Source organism: Microcoleus sp. S13_C3, from assembly GCF_036700905.1.
Classification (GTDB): domain Bacteria; phylum Cyanobacteriota; class Cyanobacteriia; order Cyanobacteriales; family Microcoleaceae; genus Microcoleus.
In genome coordinates this window covers 1-16738 of the sequence record NZ_JAUBPT010000004.1, presented here as the reverse complement: position 1 = coordinate 16738, position 16738 = coordinate 1, and the positions used below count along the sequence as shown (strand labels likewise).

The following is a 16738-nucleotide window of genomic DNA, read 5'->3' as shown; positions in this document are numbered from 1 at the left end:
TACTAAAGCCGATCGCCCAAATTCGACCCGTATCTTTAACTTATCTTATACATTCAAATTCGCTAAACTGTTAAGTTTGCCACCGATTATGATATAATTTTATGTCGCCTAATTCTGTAGTCTGAATGTCAGTTATCAGTATTACGCAAAAATTACGCAAAAAAAAGTGACCTCAGCCGGCGATCGCTCGCCCTCATCAAATTGCTGAGACATTCGATATATTGTAGGCACGATCGTAAATTTCGGGCGAGCAATATTTAAGGTTCACCAAGAGTTTAATTAGAGGAGTTGTTATGCGACGATTATTTTCAGCACTAGCGGTTACAGGTTGCTTGGTGGCTGGATTACCCGCCATCAGTTTAGCCCAGTCCATGCCAGGATTCACGATTTTCGGCGGCCCCGATCGCGCCAACCAATTAAACTATCGCTTGGATTACGGTACAGCCGGGATGAGCGGCGATAGATATCGGCTGCGAATTCCTTCCAAAAAAGTAAGTTTGGCGATCGCCCAACTGAACATATCCTATCCAGACTACTACAAAGGCGAATTTGACCAAAAAGACATTAAAGTGCGCGTCAAAGACAAAACAATAGAATTGCAAGAAGTAATCTGGGACAAAGAAAATCGATTCATAGAAATTTATCCCAAAGAACCAATTGCCGCCGGCAACAATGTTGAGGTTGTACTCTCCAACGTCAGAAACCCATCTCCCGGCGGAATGTACCATTTCAACGTCCGCATCCGCACCCCCGGTGACGTTCCCTTGCTGCGTTACCTCGGTACTTGGCTGTTGAGCATTAATTGAGGGAAGGAATTTCTCGTTAGTCAAGCGATCGCGACAGAAAAATTTAAAGGTGGCGATCGTTTTCCTGCGGCCAAAAATTTAACTCTACTCAAATCTTGGTTTTCCTCACATCTTGCACCATTCTCAAGAACAGGCTTTCCGGCCTGTTCCACAAAGAGTGCATTTTCTTGTGGAACAGGCCGGAAAGCCTGTTCCTAAAAAGCTTATTGAGAATGGTCAACATCTCAGTTTTCCGGAGTTGTGAAAATAGAACATCCGGCTCATATCGCAATTCTCAATGATTCGTAATAATGAGTCTAGGGGCAGTCCCCCGATGATTGCCCTTCGCTAATTAGGGGTACAGGGGCGCTACCCCTAAAAAATGTTTACCAATCAAATAGGATTGCTCTAGCCGCACTCTCGCATGAATCTACTAGCAAAAATCAAAACAATAAAACTTCCTCCAGCGCTGCGATCGAGAAATTATCGCCTGTTTTTTGCAGGACAAGGCATCTCACTGATTGGCAATTGGATGACGCAAGTCGCTACTGTTTGGCTTGTCTACAATTTGAGCGATTCACCTTGGATGCTCGGCGTGGTGGGATTTACAAGTCAAATCCCCACATTAATTTTACTGCCTTTTGCAGGAGTTTTCATCGATCGCTGGAACCGCCACCAAGTCCTAATTGCTACTCAAATATTAGCGATGGTTCAATCCTTAGCCCTAGCATTTTTAGCGCTAACAGGAGTCGTTAACATTTGGCAGATCCTGGTGCTGAGTTTCTTTCAAGGCGGAATTAACGCCTTTGATGCGCCGGCACGGCAAGCTTTTATACCGGAACTTGTAGAAAAGAAAGAAGATTTAGCAAATGCGATAGCCCTCAACGCTTCCATGTTCAACGGAGCCAGATTAATCGGCCCAGCCATTGCAGGTTTGCTAATAGCTACAGTCGGCGCAAGTTATTGCTTTCTCATTGACGGACTCAGCTACATCGCTGTAATTGCAGGCTTATTAGCGATGCAAATCAAAGCCCGTAAAATTGCAGCAACTAATACCAAACCCTTACAAAGATTAAAAGAAGGATTCGTTTATGCCTTCGGGTTTCCCCCGATTCGAGCAATTTTACTGCTATTAGCGTTAGTCAGTTTTGCCGGAATGTCACACACAGTATTAGTCCCTATTTTTGCCACCAAAATTCTGCACGGCGACGCACAAACCCTCGGCTTTTTGATGGCATCTTCGGGAGTCGGCGCCTTCGCAGGGGCGATTTATTTGATTTCGCGCAAAAGTGTAGTTGGCCTCGGCAAATGGATTGCGATTTCACCAGCAATTATGGGATGTGGACTGATAGGTTTTGGTGTGTCCCGCGTCTTGTGGCTGTCATTAATCATGATGTTGTTTGTGGGGTTTGGTTTCATTTTGCAATTTGCAGGAGGAAACACATTTTTGCAAACAATTGTGGAAGACGACAAACGCGGAAGAGTGATGAGCATATACACGATGGCATTTTTTGGAGTGACACCCTTTGGTAATTTAGTTGCCGGCGGATTGGCAAATTATATCGGCGCTGCCAACACAGTCATCATTGGAGGTATAATTTGTGTTTTAGGCTCGATAATTTTTACCAAACAGTTGCCAGCTTTAAAAAACTTAGTCCGACCACTTTATCAAAAAATGGGTTTAATTTCGCACTAAGGATTTAGCGTCACATCACAAATGCCAACATTAAACAACATTCCCAAAGCTAAGATATGACTGTAACTCTAGCAATCCTCAACAATTTGTAAACTTCTCTCTTCTCTTCTCTTTCTCTGCGCCCTCTGCGCCCTCTGCGGTTAAAACATCCAAATTAATTACGCAACCAGAGGTTAAACAAATGGCAAATAGCAGTGCAATACCACAGCAGAGCGATCGCGTTCCCTTAAAAACCTGGATCGGCGTCATGGGAACAATTCTCGGCGCTTTCATGGCAGTTTTGGACATCCAAATCACCAACGCATCTCTCAAAGATATTCAAGCATCTTTAGGCGCAACCTTAGAAGAAGGTTCTTGGATTTCCACCGCCTATCTAGTCGCAGAAATTGTAGTAATTCCGATTAGTGGTTGGCTGTCACAAGTGTTTTCATTCCGCCGCTATCTCTTGGTAAATGCCGCTTTCTTTATCTTCTTTTCCATGTGCTGCGCTTGGGCGTGGAATTTGAATTCAATGATTGTATTTAGGGCTTTGCAGGGGTTGTCAGGCGGCATTTTAATTCCGATGTCTTTTACATTTTTGCTGACGAATTTGCCGCCCAAAAAGCAGCCAATCGGCATGGCGATGTTTGCACTGACAGCTACTTTTGCACCATCCATCGGGCCGACATTGGGAGGGTGGCTGACTGAGAATTACGGCTGGCAATATGTCTTTTATTTAAATTTAATTCCAGGGCTGCTGCTGCTAGCTGCGGTGTGGTACGCCGTCGCCCCCGCACCGCTGAAACTCGAACTGCTAAAAGAGGGCGACTGGTGGGGAATTATCTCGATGGCGATCGGCTTGGGTTCCCTGCAAGTCGTGTTAGAAGAAGGCAGCCGCAAGGACTGGTTTAGTTCTGATTTTATTGTGCGTTTAAGCATAATTGCAGCAATATTTCTCAGCGCTTTTTTCTGGATTGAACTAACTCGCAAACGACCTTTTATTAACTTGCGCTTGCTGACTCGCCGCAATTTCGGTTTAGCTACTATTGTCAATATATCCTTGGGGGTGGGATTGTACGGTTCAGTGTACATTTTGCCCCTGTATTTAGGTCAGATTCAGCAGTACAATGCCATGCAAATTGGCGAGGTGATTATGTGGGCTGGGGTGCCGCAGTTATTCATCGTGCCGATGGTGCCGAAATTGATGCAGCGAATCGATATGCGGGTGATGATTGGTATCGGTGTGAGTTTGTTTGCGGTGAGTTGTTTTATGAATGCCAGCATGACTCACGAGACGGGTATCGATCAGTTGCGTTGGTCGCAATTAGTCCGGGCATTGGGACAGCCTTTAATTATGGTGCCGCTGTCAACTATTGCCACTGCTGGTATGGAGAAACACGAGGCTGGTTCTGCTTCTGGTTTGTTTAATATGATGCGAAATATGGGAGGTTCGATGGGGATTGCGGCGCTAGCAACTTTGGTGACGCAACGCGAGCAATTTCACTCGAATCGATTGGGGGAATCTGTTTCTTTGTACAATCCGGCAACGCAGGAGCGAATTAATCAAATGACTCAGTATTTTGTGAGTCGCGGTGCAGATTTAAGCGTGGCGAAAGACCAGGCAATTAAGGTAATTGATAATATTGTCCGCCGTGAAGCTTATGTAATGGCTTTTAATGATTGTTTTTACTTTGTGGGAATTGCTTTGCTGTTAAGTGGGATTGCTATTTTGGGTTTTAAAAAGGTGAAACCGGGTGCGGGGGCTGGGGGAGCCCATTGATTATGTAGGGTGCGAAGTGTGCTGCATCTTTGGGCGGGCAGGATGCCCACCCCACAATAATTTTAATAGTTTTCAAAATACACACTAAATGTTTTTTACGTTGTTCACCATTCTTGTTGGGCTTCTGCTTCTGCTTGGATTAAATTTTGCCGCAGTTGCACCCAATTTATTTGATGAGAGGGCAAATCTTCGATGAGCTTTCCGCGCTGTAAATGCAGAATCCGCGTGCTAAATTGCTCGGCTAATTCTAATTGATGGTTTACCATTACAATTGTGGTTTGGCCGTTTGTTAGCTGTGTCAATACTTGCAAAAGGTGGGCGGCTTTTCCTGCGTCTAGGGCGGATGTTGGCTCGTCTAAAAGCAAGATTTTTGGTTGCAGGATGATGCCGCGGGCGATCGCCACGAGCTGTTTTTGGCCTGTGGAAAGCTGCAATTCGGTGCGATCGAGCCATTCTTGGGGTATGTGCAGTTGTTCGATCGCCCCGCCAATTCTCTCAGCAATGTTTGATGGAGTCACCCCCCGCAGCTTCAAAGGATAAGCCAATGCTTCTCGCACCGACATCCCCAAAAGCTTGGATTCTTGCAGGATGAGGGTGATTTGTTTGCGGAGTTCGATCGCAGGTATTTGGCGATATTCTGTATTTTCCAGATAAATCGAGCCGCTGGTGGGACTGCTGAGTCGATTTAGCAGCCGCAACAGCGTTGTTTTCCCCGCACCTGAAGGGCCAACAATTGCCACGCGAGATCCCTTGTGTACCTGAAACGAGATATTTTCCAACAAATAACTTGAGGCGATCGGTGTTTTTAAACTAACATTATCAATTCGCAGTTGAGGATTTGTTTCTGTATTATTGTCCGAATAATTAGGCATTTAATTAATTAAAAATATGGCTTTCGTGGAACGGGCATCTTGCCCGTTTTTGAGGCAGGCAAGATGCCCACTCCCCAATCCAACTGACTCTTTGTGGAACGGGCATCTTGCCCGTTCTGGAAGCAGGCAAGATGCCCGCCCCACAATCCAATTCACTCTTTGTGGAACGGGCATCTTGCCCGTTCTGGAAGCAGGCAAGATGCCCGCCCCACAATCCAACTGACTCTTTGTGGAACGGGCATCTTGCCCGTTCTGGAAGCAGGCAAGATGCCCAACCCCCTACTCCCCACAATCCCACTCAAACTCAAACTTTTACAGCTTTTTCTAAAGGAAAACCCAGCTTTTCGCGCTGTTCCAAATAAAGCTGAGCTACTCGCCGCGCCAAATTGCGAATTTTGGTAATATACCGAGTTCTTTCCGTTACCGAAATCACACCTCTAGCATCGAGTAAATTGAAAGTGTGAGAACATTTTAACACATAATCAAGACTAGGCAAAACCAATCCTTTTTTTGTCAATTGTTCGGCTTCTTGCTCGTACAATCCAAATAGAGTAAACAGCAATTCTGGATTGGAAGCTTCAAAGTTATAAGTACACTGTTCTATTTCTCCTTGCAGGTGAACGTCGCCGTAAGTGATGCCATCTTTCCACTGAATTTTGGTCATCGCATCGACTTCTTGGAGATACATTGCTAGGCGTTCTAGTCCGTAGGTAATTTCAATGGAGACGGGGCGACAGTCAATGCTACCGCACTGTTGAAAGTAGGTAAATTGGGTGATTTCCATGCCGTCGAGCCAGACTTCCCAGCCGACGCCCCAAGCTCCGAGGGTGGGCGATTCCCAGTTGTCTTCTACGAAACGAATGTCGTGGTCTTCTGGGCGAATTCCTAATGCTCGGAGGGAGTCTAAATAGATGTCTTGGATATTGGGAGGAGAGGGTTTAATTAAAACTTGATATTGATAGTAATGTTGGAAGCGGTTGGGATTTTCGCCGTAGCGTCCGTCGGTGGGGCGGCGACAGGGTTCGATGTAGGCGACTGACCAAGGTTCGGGGCCGATTGCTCTGAGAAAGGTGTGGGGATTCATGGTTCCTGCACCTTTTTCTGTGTCGTAGGATTGGGCGATCAGGCAGCCTCGATCGCTCCAGAATTTGTTTAAGGTGGCAATGACTGATTGAAAGTTCACTGGTTTAAATATGGTTAGTATGTGTCTCAACTTATTTAAGCATACTCAAGGCACGGTTTATTGAAATAAACCCTGCCGAAATTAGATAAGAGATGCTGAACGTATCGCTGGATATTTAAGTTCTTTTTTCAGGTATATTGTATCGATCGAGTTATGGCGATCGATAATAGCAATGTTTTCTAGATCGATACTCGCATTGCGATCGGGCGCATTGAGTCACTAACCGACGCAAAGTGCCTGATACATAACTCATGCTGCTGTCTGTAACTGTTTGTAAGCATGAGCTTTGGCTAAGCGCACCCAAGGTTCTAGCAGCAAGTATCGATCGAGTTCGACTGCTTCCGATTGGGATAGAGTGCTGGATGTATGGCGATCGAATAGTTCGACGATTTGGCGATCGTCTCTGGGGGGGTGAGTTCCTGGAGTGCGCGATCGAGGGCTTATGGGAGGCGATCGGCCAATGGTTGCAGTTTTTCACCACGGGCGATCGGGGACTTCTAGAATTATTTGCATTCTGTTTTTTGAGGAATTTTGGAACAGTCAGGTTATTGCGTTGGCTAAGACTCTACTCTCAGCTTAGTTTATAGGCTAGATTGTGGCGCAGATAATTTTATTTGCAAGCCGATTAAACGGAAATATCTGCTGGCGAAGATTCGGGCGTTGTTGCGGTTGAAGTCTGCGATTGATGAACGCGATCGCGCTAGCCGCGCACGCTTGCGCGATCGCATTTACGAAGGTGCGGATACAATCACGAACGACATTACCATCCGCTTTCATCAACCCCTATAGCGAGATCGCAATTTCAGCAGATTGATTTCCCCCATTACGAGGGCGAAGATGTAAAGTAATTTCTGTATCGAGTCGCTTGAGGAAAAGCAGTAGTTTTCCCTCGCCCAAGCGTTGAAACTCTCCGTTCATTAAATGAGAGACTTCTGGCTGTGGAATGCCAAGAAGTTGACTAACTTCGCGTTGTTTCAAGTTGCGTTGTTTCAGGATACGGATTACTTGAATCCCTATTTTGCCCCGCATAAAAAGTTCATCTGCATCCTTCAGACCGAGGTCAGCGAATACGTTGCCACTGCTTTCTTAAAAAATCGGTTCTTGTGTCATGGTTGTTCCTCTCTTGGCATGGTATAGTACCCATCTTCGATTCGCATCGACAACTCATGAAAACAGACACCATTTTCTACAGCCTGTTTCAGGAATTTCCCCGCTTCTTCTTTGAACTGATCGATCGTTCCCCAGACGAAGCCGCCGCCTATGAATTCACCTCCCGCGAAATCAAACAACTGGCATTCCGCATCGACGGGTTATTTCTCCCCAAAACCGAAGAACCTGAAAAACCATTTTACTTAGCTGAAGTTCAGTTTCAACCCGATGCCGACTTGTACTACCGCATCTTCGGCGAACTCTTTCTCTATCTGCGACAATACAAACCCCTCAATCCTTGGCGCGTGGTTGTCATCTATCCCAATCGTCGCATCGAACACGAACAGATGCTGCAATTTCAGGAACTCTTAACGAGTCAGCGCGTCCAACGGATTTACCTCGATGAATTGCCAGAAGCCGCAGATCGATCGCTCGGAGTGAATGTTGTTAAACTGGTAATCGAGCCAGCAGAGACAGCAGCAGAACAAGCACGGCAGTCGATCGCAATGGCCCGACAACAGTTGTCCGATCCAACCGTTCTACGCGATTTAATTAACCTCATCGAAACAATTATCGTCTACAAACTCCCCCAGAAAAGCCGCGAGGAAATTGCCGCCATGTTGAATTTAAGCGAACTCAGACAAACTCGATTTTACCAGGAAGTCAAGCAAGAAGGTTTAGAAGAAGGACTCGAACAAGGACTCGAACAAGGACTCGAACAAGGTGAACGCCAAGCGAAGTTAGAAGCCATTCGCCGGATGATAGCGTTTGGAATGAATTTAGAGACGATCGCGCAATTATTAGATTTGTCTCTCGAATTTGTTCGCCAAACAATTAACAAAATCCAACGGGAATCGATGTCACTCCCCGAACAAAAGTTCGACTCCTTTATCGAACTATTAACTCAGCAGCGATCGCTCTTCGGGGCCGAACAATTAACCGAACTAGCCCAGCTAATTGAACCCTTATCCGATGAGATCGATGTCCTTTCAGAAGCGATTTCATCCTGGGCTGAAAATTACCCTTCAATTCAGGAAGCTCAAGCCCAACTGCTCGAACCACTACCGCCGGCTAAGGCATCAGAAAAAGCAGCAGTCACCCGAGAAAATAGCGAATCTCAACTCCGCGATCGCCTCAACAAACAAGCTCTCAAAAATGCCATTTTATTTTAGTGTACAACCGCTTACCTCCTTTATAATTCGGCGGTTGAAACCGCTACTACACAAACAATGCCCGCCTCCGCGGGCTAAGAAATAAAGGGGATATTTAAGCCAAATTGCCACTAAAAAACAAAATAGTCTGAGCCCCGACTTCTTGAAGAAGTCGGGGCTCAGACAGTGAAAAGGTTGAGATTACTTTCTAGTTTAGTCTGCGGGAGCGAGGGAAACTAACAGAGTGATGTTGTCAACGCCGATGACATAAACGGTGTCTCCCGGTGTGAGGGTGATTTGGCGATCGCACCGTGCGGGCCACCAGCTACCTTGGAAGCGGACGCGACCTGTTTGATTCGGGTAAATCGATTCATCAACTACTGCTTCTTCGTTGAAGTAGTGGAAATTGGTGTTGATGTAGTTATCCATTAAGATATTCTTTTCTGTGCTGTAGGTGTGAAGAGAAAAAATAGAACCGAAAGCTTTTACTACGTTAAACATTTTGTTGACTCCTTTTGTGTTAATATATATCGAAGTTTTATGGCTTATTTGAGGCTCTTTGAAACGTAGCATTTCCTGGTTAAAATTGATTACCAGGTCTCTCATGCTCTGATTTAGTCTGCGGGAGCGAGGGAAACTAACAGAGTGATGTTATCAACGCCGATGACATAAACCGTGTCTCCCGGTGTGAGAGTGATTTGGCGATCGCACCGTGCGGGCCACCAGCTACCTTGAAAGCGGACGCGACCTGTTTGATTCGGGTAAATCGATTCATCAACCACTGCTTCTTCGTTGAAGTAGTTAAAATTGGTGTTGACGTAATTTTTGATAAGCATATTGTTAGCTGTGCTGTATCCTTGGGTCGAGAAAATCGAGCCGAAAGCTTTTACTACGTTGAACATGATATTTACTCCTGTGGTGTTAAAATATATGGGGATGTGTAATTGTCGGTTTATGCTATTTGAGAGGCTGCATTTCCTCGGTTAAGATTGATTGATTGCCTTGATATTTCCTTGTTCTTGCCTTCCGTGGTTTTATCAGGATAAAAGGCAAAGAATTTTTGAAATGTTGAGGGGATTTGCGAAGCGGTTGCGGGGAGTCTAAATCCAGTAATTCCGAGGTATTGAATTAAGGATTTAGTGGTTGAGCAGTTGGTGGGATTTACCTTAAGGGTAGATGTTGTTAGCTACATTAGGGATTGGCTGATTCCGCATTACTGCTGCTGTGAAAATGTTTTATTTTTGGGTTGTATGTTTGGATTGGGTTGTGACTCACTTGCTTTACACTTACTAATTTGCCAGGAGTCGAATGTCTTTGGTGCGATCGGCAGTCCACTTTCCGAGTCTGGTACTGGCACATGACACTCATAAACCCGCAAACAACCATTTCTCATAGGTTTTTGCCTACATATCAGGCGGCTGGCTGTGCCAATTTAGCCAACTGGACTACCGCAAACAGTGAATTATGAACTTACGCAGTCTCGATCGCCCAATCCGGAATATCCATAAATATCTAGTCCGTAACCTACGCACCAAACCCCTAAAAACCCGGTTTCTGACACCCAGTGCGCCATTAGGGGCCCGTAAGCGGATCAATGATATAAGCAAGTAAACTTGGCAACTCACCCACCCTCCCCATGCGATATTGAGGTGTACCTACCTATTTAGGCATAGACAATAGGCGATCGAGACTTACGCAGATATCAGGAGGCGGTAGGAGTTTTTGATCGATGCAGGTCGATCGCACCCTGTTATCCAATTATTGAACAGGTCGAACTTAAAATCCATTCATAAATTCAGAATCTTAAATTCATAAAAGTCATAATTATAGACAACCTGCTTGATACTGCATAATTGTTACAGGAATTTTGAATAAAGTTTTAGCTAATTGAGACAAACCGAACTTGAATTTAAGCGACTGCGGCAATTCTTGTACGGAAACTTCTACGAATCCAAAGCGAGTATAAAATGATGCGAGTCGCTTTCCCAAACATTCTAAATATAGCGGTTCTGTAGCTTGTTGAATTAAATATTTTGTGAGGTAGCTTCCGAAACCTCGATCGCGCCAATCTTTCGCCACCACCAAACTGCCCAATTCTTGCGCGCCCGCAAAGTTCCGCAACTGTCCGCAAGCTGCCAATTTTCCCTCGCATTCGATGACCCAGAATTGCTCCCAGCGCAACTGAGTTGGATCGAGTTTGGCGCTCCACACTAACCTTCTAATTGACCTCATATCTTGAGCTGAGGCCGGGCGAATGGCGCATTGTGGCGGCAACGAAAAAGAACTTTCATTCATTGTGATTCCTGTTGACTGTCTCGTTTGGATTGAGCTTTCAACATCCTTTCCTTTAACCGCACATTTCTCTCGGCAATTTCGGGATTTCCCTCATACCAAGGCGGAACATCGTCATAATCGGGAATTCCATCATCTATCAGATAGCGCGCGTTGGACTGCTTGGGATAACCTGCAGCCAATCCTCCACTACAGATAACAAACAAGGCTGTATTTTCAGCAGCTTTTAATGCTCTCTTTGCTGCGGGAGAAACTCTCACAATATCGCCGCCCTCAAGTGTCAATAGTTCCCCATCTACAACCATCAGGCCTTTGCCTTCAACTACAATATAAACTTCTTCTTGTTCTGCGTGGCTGTGAGTAAATGTGTAGCCATCGCCAGCAGGCAAGCGAATCAAACCTAAAGCTACTCCTTGTAGATTTAGCTGTCGCCAAGGGTTGGTGAGTTGGGGCAAATTGTTAAAGTCAAAGTGAGCTTTAGTGAATTTATTGTTACTTTCAGAATCTAGTTCCATATTGTGCCTTTAAGTAAAAGTGCTGTAACTGGAAATCATACCAGATAATCGCTTCAAAATGCGAAATACTTCGTAAAAGTCATTAGCGCGATCGATTACGAACTCATAAGATAAAGCGTACTGCGGAGTGTCTTGTTTAATCAATTTGATAAATCTGAAGTTGCTGCCATTTGTCAGAAGCCCAAAAGTTGGTCTGTCTGGACTGGGGTCATTCAGCATATAAAATAGTAACTGGGGAAGTCCAGCTTCAACGGAATATTGCGATCGCTTCGCTTCTATCGCAACAACCCACAAAGATTCAATTAAAAGCAGAACATCAATACTTCCCCGGACAAGTATATTTTCATCCACGGTGACAAGTTCCACCGATTTTTCTGCATCTATGTGAAACGGATTCAAGTATAAATTTGCTAAAAATAGCAAGGGAGCCAGTACCACCATTTTTACGGTATCTTCTATCATGGGGTAGTCGGCACTGTTAGCATAGCCAGCCTTTACTTTGTCTAAATATCGCTTTTCTTCATCAGTAATTTCTGGTAAATCGTCAATCCACTCGCGGAAGAATTGCTCCTCTTCTGCAAGTTGGCAGTTAAATTTTGTTTTGACATCGCGCAGTGTCAGTGTTTTTGCTTGAAAGGTTTGTGTCATAGTTTTATGTAGTGATTTGCTTGTTGCTGTTAATTGTAGCATATCAACTGTCGATCGCCTCCCACAAAACCTCCGCGCCCAACCTTACGGGATCGGTACAAGGCAATCCCGTTTCTGCTTGAACTTCAGCTATTGCTAACAGCGCTTCTGCTTCATTTAAGTGATGAGTGTTGAGGGCGATCGCACTCACTTTTCCCCCAGCAAAAGCACCCGCAGCGGCAGCTAACATTTCGTACAATTCAACCACTTTTGATAACTTAGGAATCGATACGTGCGGGTGATTGCGAATGCTAGTTTGTCCGGCTCGGTGCGCTAAAATTAAGTGAGTTGGCTGCGAACCCCGCAACAGCGGCAGAGTCGCCGTCGAACCCGGATGCAATAGCGAACCTTGCCCTTCTACGTGCAGAATATCGCATTCAGAACCCAATTTTATCACCATTTGTTCGACAGCACCAGCCGCGAAATCAACTCGCACTGCATCCAAAGGAAGGCCTTCATTTCCAATCATTAAACCAGTTTGTCCCGTTGCTAAAAATTTGGAACGCCAACCCCGCCGCAAGCAAGTGCGATTGAGTTCCAGACTGGTTGACATTTTGCCAACGCTCATATCTGTGCCGACAGTTAATACGCGGCGACAACTTAATTTAGCGGCGGCAGCAGAGGCGATCGCACCGACAGATTTCGGTTCCTGGCGCACGTCCCAAATCCATTGATTTTCGGTTAAAGGAACTGCGATCAAAGGTGCAAGTTTCGCGTGCAAACCGTTGACAACTGACAAACCTGCTGCTACCGCTTGATTAATTTCTGGCAGCCATTCCGCCGGCAAAACACCGCCGGAAGGAGCGATACCAATTAGCAGAATATCCGGCGCAAATTGCAGTGCTTCTGCAACGGAAGCAACTATCGGTATTTGTTGAGGAATGCCCGTTAATTCAGGTAAAGATTGTCCGGCACATTGGCGGTCTATTACTGCTACAATTTGTGCTTCGCTGTAGCGCAAAAATGCTAAACCAGTTTTGCCGGAGGTGCCAATAATTCCCTCGTGCAGCAGGATTGCAACTTTACCATTTTTGATCGGATAGTTTTTAGTCATTGATTCACTTTTAAGAGGGGGATTTTAGATTTTAGATTGAAGCTAAAATCTAAAATCTAAAATCGATTAGGTGTTAGCTGTGATTTGGGTTCAGGGTAAGATCACTCGGATCTTCTCCCAATTCTCGCAATCTGGCCTCTAGTCGCGAGGCTCGCTGGCGTTCCTGTTCCGCTTGCTGTTGAGCGGCTTCGGCTTGCTGTTGAGCGGCTTCGGCTTGTTGTTGAGCGGCTTCGGCTTGTTGTTGAGCGGCTTCCTCCGGCAACAAAACTAAATTGCCAGATTCATCGAAAAAACGCACCCAAGTCGCTGTTTCTCGATCGACAATTCCTTCCCAAGTGCCCAACCAAAAACCTAACGTTTCGCACCACAGCCAACCCCGCTCGTTGGGGACTAACGGCTGATAACGCAGGGTGGCATCTAAACGCCATCCTTGCAAAGAATTCGGCTCGAAAGGATCGAAAACAAAGTAATCAGGAGTTCTAAAAACCTGCTCGTAAATATCCTTTTTTTTGCCTGTGTCCTGATTTGCCGTTGACGGCGACAGCAGTTCCACAATGACATCCGGGTAACGTCCGTTTTCTTCCCAAACTACCCAGCCTTGTCGGGAAGTATTGCTGTCAACACCCAACACAGCGAAAAAATCCGGGCCTCGGAAATCCTGATTCCGAATCTGTTTAGCGCTGTAATAAATAAACATATTGCCACCGACAAAAAAATCGTTCCGGTTAGCTAAACCTTGTTCTACGGAACGGATTAAAACGGTCATTGCTATACGGTGGCGGTTGCTTTCCATTTCTGCACCATCATCAAAAATTAAATCAGTCGGCGGCTGGTGTTCTTCAAAGAAAAGCTTGGCTTCTCTATTAATTTGCTCTCCTATTGATTCTACTGGTATCATACTATCTCCAGATTTGTTTTTATCTGTCAACTGTCAACTGTCAACTGTCAACTGTCAACTGTCAACTGTTTAACGATACTTCTATTCTACAATCTCAATTCGTCGCACTCCCAATCCCGATCGCTCGTTTGGCAGCAAACACCCGTTTTCGACGATCGCACCGGTGAAAGGATCGTCTAATAAATTTAAGTGACTGTCCAAATCCAAATAGTCAGCTAGCGGTGAAAGTTGTGCTGCTGCGGTATTTGCGATCGCGCTATCTGAATAGCAGCCGAACATTACTTGCAAATTGCAGGCTTTTGCTGTGTGAATCATCCGCATTGCTTCAGTCAATCCCCCTGATTTCATCATTTTGATATTAATGCCGTGGACGCAGTGCGCTAACTTGGGTATATCGGAACTCTTAAAGCAACTTTCATCAGCAAAAATTGGCAGCGGCGATTGACGGTACAGTTCTGAAAAATCATCCATATCTGCGACGGGTGAAAGCGGCTGTTCGACATAATTTATCTTGTATCTTTCCAGCCAGCAACACATCTCTGCTGCATCTTTTAAACTCCAACCGCCGTTAGCATCTACACTGATTTGAATGTTAGCTGGTGCTTCCTCTAGCACTGCTATTAACATAGCTTTGTCGGCTGCGATTCCGGCGGGATTTCCTAATTTAATCTTAACGGCGCGGTATTTGATGCTTGCTGGATCTGTCGCATCTTTACCAAACCAATCGCGCACTCTTTCTCTTGCACTCCTCGGCGAATTAATGCCGATTGTGACGGAGGTGGGCACGATGCGCGATCGATCTAATCCCCACATTTTCCACAGCGGCAAGCCGGCTTTTTTGCCCAGCCAGTCGTGCATTGCCATGTCGATGCCGGCGCGGGCGGCTGAGGGTAAGTTGACCTCTGTTAATACTTGTTCGATTTTTTGGCGATCGAACGGAGTAAACTTTTCTAGCAGCGGTGCAACTTCCTGCAATGCGGCTAGCAGAATTTCGGTAGTTTGGGGTCGAGAACCTGTGGAAAACGGCGAAGCTTCTCCCCAGCCTTCGATGCCTTCGTGTGCTAATTTTACCCATAAATTGGTACTTTGGGCTGTTGTACCGCGGCTGATGGTAAGGGCAAACCGCTTGCGGACAGTGAAGGTTTCAATTTGAAGGTGCATTGTCAGTGATTGGTGATTTTTTGTAGATAAAAATCCGAGGGGGTGGATTGCGCCACTCTTGCGATTTGTAACTTTTTACTTGAGAGTTTGATTTTCCTTGTTCTAGTTTATCAAAAACTTGATGAAATTCCTTATTTCTGTTTCGCCGAAGAGAGTTACTTTCTCTCTCAGCATTTGGGTGTTCTTCTTTGCTGTTGCTGGTTGCATCATACAAGTTCTGCGCTACGTTTTTAACTATTAAGAACGCTGGATTAGTTTGTTTAACTTAGACCAATACTCGGGACAGTTTTTAAGCAGCCAAAGTACCATAAGACAAGACTGAAGGAAGGTTAGGGTGATTTAAAATCAAATCCGGGTCTAAATCTAACTTATCAATAAAGGTACGAAGTAGATGATTATTGAATTCCAGCCGTTTATAAGAGGCAATTGAAAACACAAAATACTTGGCAGATGAATGACAAATAGAGAGTTGATCTTTGGCTAAATTTAAGGCAATGAAACTGGCATTAAAATGAAATTCAAGCCTTGGTAAATGACGAGATTGACAATCAGACAATTCCGTAAATTGCTTGGCATCACGAAAAATAAATTCAATCTGGAAGCGAGCCTGATAATATTCAACTATTTGCTCAGGTGGTAGGTGAATATCAGTGCTAAACAATAAAGCATTTTTGATTTTGCCATTGGCTTGAACCTCAGAAATACAAGCCAAACTAATTTGACAATTTAAACAACAACTCGCCTACTACCAATAGACCTCTTGCAAAATAATTTTGTGCTATGATAGAAAGTTTAGACAATTTTTAAATCTAGCAGGCCCGGCAAGTTTAAGGAGATGCCAATCAACCCAATAATTCAAAGTTTGACCTAAACTTGAGCAAACTTTTAAGTATAACACATATTTTTTTTGCAAGAGGTCTAATGTATATAATGAAACTCCAGGTTTGAGATTTTTCACAAATTTAAGACGAGTCAAATCATTAGAGTTAAATTTACCATCATATTTGCGAGGTGCTCCCAGTTTCTTTTGTTCACCTGTATAAAGATAGCGTAGGTTAGCATCCACTCTTAACTTGCCGGTAGTAATAAATATGTAGTGAAGTTTAATTACAGTAATTGAATACATAGGATAATTTTATAACTCACACAATCAAATTTTGTGATTTTAATATTTTTTACGCGCTCGAATGTAGATTGAGTTACAGTTATGCTATCATAAGTAACTCTTGCTGGAATCCTTGGTATCTGCAAATATTAGTTTAGTCATATAATATGCTACCCTCACGACCAAATTGCCCGGATTGTGGTTCAAAGCACATAGTTAAAAATGGTACAATTCATAATAAAAAACCAAAATACAAATGTCAAAGTTGCGGTCGCCAATTTGTCGAAAATCCGACCAAAAAAGTAATTAGCTCACAAACAATCATATTTAATCGATCGACTTCTGTTGGAGAAAATTTCTTTGGCTGGTATAGCTAGAAGCACGGGTGTTTCTCAAAAATGGTTACAGGATTACGTAAATAATAAATATGC

At 44.6% G+C, this 16738-nt stretch carries 19 protein-coding genes and 2 pseudogenes; 7 read left to right on the top strand and 14 right to left on the bottom strand.

Annotated elements, in window-relative coordinates:
- Positions 1-293 precede the first annotated feature (293 nt).
- Positions 294-806 (top strand): DUF2808 domain-containing protein, encoded by a 513-nt coding sequence (locus tag QUA16_RS02025; protein WP_333101700.1) that lies wholly within the window; start codon positions 294-296, stop codon positions 804-806.
- 20 nt (positions 807-826) lie between these two features.
- On the opposite strand, the gene QUA16_RS02020 is transcribed toward QUA16_RS02025, so the two are convergent.
- Positions 827-958, bottom strand: coding sequence for a hypothetical protein (locus tag QUA16_RS02020; protein WP_333101699.1), 132 nt, complete (start codon positions 956-958; stop codon positions 827-829).
- A 251-nt stretch (positions 959-1209) separates the two neighbouring features.
- On the opposite strand from QUA16_RS02020, the gene QUA16_RS02015 reads away from it, so the two are divergent.
- Entirely contained in the window at positions 1210-2481 is a 1272-nt protein-coding gene (locus tag QUA16_RS02015) for an MFS transporter (RefSeq protein ID WP_333101698.1), read from the top strand.
- 181 nt (positions 2482-2662) lie between these two features.
- On the top strand, positions 2663-4240 hold the full coding sequence (locus tag QUA16_RS02010) for an MDR family MFS transporter (protein WP_333101696.1): 1578 nt from the start codon (positions 2663-2665) through the stop codon (positions 4238-4240).
- 104 nt (positions 4241-4344) lie between these two features.
- On the opposite strand, the gene QUA16_RS02005 is transcribed toward QUA16_RS02010, so the two are convergent.
- Complete coding sequence (locus tag QUA16_RS02005) at positions 4345-5112, bottom strand: ATP-binding cassette domain-containing protein (RefSeq protein WP_333101695.1); 768 nt, start codon at positions 5110-5112, stop codon at positions 4345-4347.
- 16 nt (positions 5113-5128) lie between these two features.
- Between QUA16_RS02005 and QUA16_RS02000 the strand changes: the two genes are divergently transcribed.
- Entirely contained in the window at positions 5129-5335 is a 207-nt protein-coding gene (locus QUA16_RS02000; protein ID WP_333101693.1) for a hypothetical protein, read from the top strand.
- An 81-nt stretch (positions 5336-5416) separates the two neighbouring features.
- On the opposite strand, the gene glyQ is transcribed toward QUA16_RS02000, so the two are convergent.
- Positions 5417-6295, bottom strand: a complete 879-nt coding sequence (gene glyQ, locus QUA16_RS01995) for a glycine--tRNA ligase subunit alpha (RefSeq protein WP_242720870.1) — start codon at positions 6293-6295, stop codon at positions 5417-5419.
- 251 nt (positions 6296-6546) lie between these two features.
- On the opposite strand from glyQ, the gene QUA16_RS01990 reads away from it, so the two are divergent.
- Positions 6547-6882 (top strand): hypothetical protein, encoded by a 336-nt coding sequence (locus QUA16_RS01990; RefSeq protein ID WP_333180991.1) that lies wholly within the window; start codon positions 6547-6549, stop codon positions 6880-6882.
- Between the two features lie 196 nt (positions 6883-7078).
- On the opposite strand, the pseudogene QUA16_RS01985 reads toward QUA16_RS01990, so the two are convergent.
- A pseudogene (locus QUA16_RS01985) lies at positions 7079-7354 on the bottom strand (helix-turn-helix domain-containing protein); the annotation flags it as partial.
- A 107-nt stretch (positions 7355-7461) separates the two neighbouring features.
- On the opposite strand from QUA16_RS01985, the gene QUA16_RS01980 reads away from it, so the two are divergent.
- Positions 7462-8616, top strand: coding sequence for an Rpn family recombination-promoting nuclease/putative transposase (locus tag QUA16_RS01980; RefSeq protein WP_333101690.1), 1155 nt, complete (start codon positions 7462-7464; stop codon positions 8614-8616).
- 192 nt (positions 8617-8808) lie between these two features.
- Here QUA16_RS01980 and QUA16_RS01975 read toward each other — a convergent pair whose 3' ends face one another.
- From QUA16_RS01975 to QUA16_RS01930, 10 genes are all read right to left on the bottom strand, one after another.
- Entirely contained in the window at positions 8809-9096 is a 288-nt protein-coding gene (locus tag QUA16_RS01975) for an NfeD family protein (protein WP_333101689.1), read from the bottom strand.
- 113 nt (positions 9097-9209) lie between these two features.
- Positions 9210-9497, bottom strand: a complete 288-nt coding sequence (locus tag QUA16_RS01970; RefSeq protein ID WP_333101688.1) for an NfeD family protein — start codon at positions 9495-9497, stop codon at positions 9210-9212.
- 922 nt (positions 9498-10419) lie between these two features.
- Positions 10420-10890 carry a GNAT family N-acetyltransferase gene (locus tag QUA16_RS01965; RefSeq protein WP_333101687.1) on the bottom strand — a complete coding sequence of 157 codons (471 nt, stop codon included), beginning with the start codon at positions 10888-10890 and terminating at the stop codon, positions 10420-10422.
- Positions 10887-11402: a cupin domain-containing protein gene (locus tag QUA16_RS01960; RefSeq protein ID WP_333101686.1), complete on the bottom strand. Its 516-nt coding sequence runs from the start codon at positions 11400-11402 to the stop codon at positions 10887-10889. The genes QUA16_RS01965 and QUA16_RS01960 overlap by 4 nt, the downstream gene beginning before the upstream one ends.
- A gap of 9 nt (positions 11403-11411) precedes the next feature.
- Positions 11412-12050, bottom strand: coding sequence for a type I restriction endonuclease (locus QUA16_RS01955; protein WP_333101685.1), 639 nt, complete (start codon positions 12048-12050; stop codon positions 11412-11414).
- Positions 12051-12093: 43 nt separating this feature from the next.
- Positions 12094-13143, bottom strand: a complete 1050-nt coding sequence (locus QUA16_RS01950) for a DUF1611 domain-containing protein (protein WP_333101684.1) — start codon at positions 13141-13143, stop codon at positions 12094-12096.
- Between the two features lie 73 nt (positions 13144-13216).
- Positions 13217-14041 carry a Uma2 family endonuclease gene (locus QUA16_RS01945; RefSeq protein ID WP_333101683.1) on the bottom strand — a complete coding sequence of 275 codons (825 nt, stop codon included), beginning with the start codon at positions 14039-14041 and terminating at the stop codon, positions 13217-13219.
- Positions 14042-14122: 81 nt separating this feature from the next.
- Complete coding sequence (locus QUA16_RS01940) at positions 14123-15202, bottom strand: dipeptide epimerase (protein ID WP_333101682.1); 1080 nt, start codon at positions 15200-15202, stop codon at positions 14123-14125.
- A 289-nt stretch (positions 15203-15491) separates the two neighbouring features.
- A complete protein-coding gene (locus tag QUA16_RS01935; RefSeq protein ID WP_333101681.1) occupies positions 15492-15914 on the bottom strand; it encodes a transposase in 423 nt (140 codons plus the stop codon).
- A 66-nt stretch (positions 15915-15980) separates the two neighbouring features.
- The gene (locus QUA16_RS01930; RefSeq protein ID WP_333180990.1) at positions 15981-16328 is read right to left on the bottom strand and encodes a hypothetical protein; all 348 of its coding nucleotides are present in this window, start codon (positions 16326-16328) and stop codon (positions 15981-15983) included.
- 146 nt (positions 16329-16474) lie between these two features.
- Between QUA16_RS01930 and QUA16_RS01925 the strand changes: the two are divergent.
- Positions 16475-16738: pseudogene (locus QUA16_RS01925) on the top strand (IS1/IS1595 family N-terminal zinc-binding domain-containing protein); the annotation flags it as partial.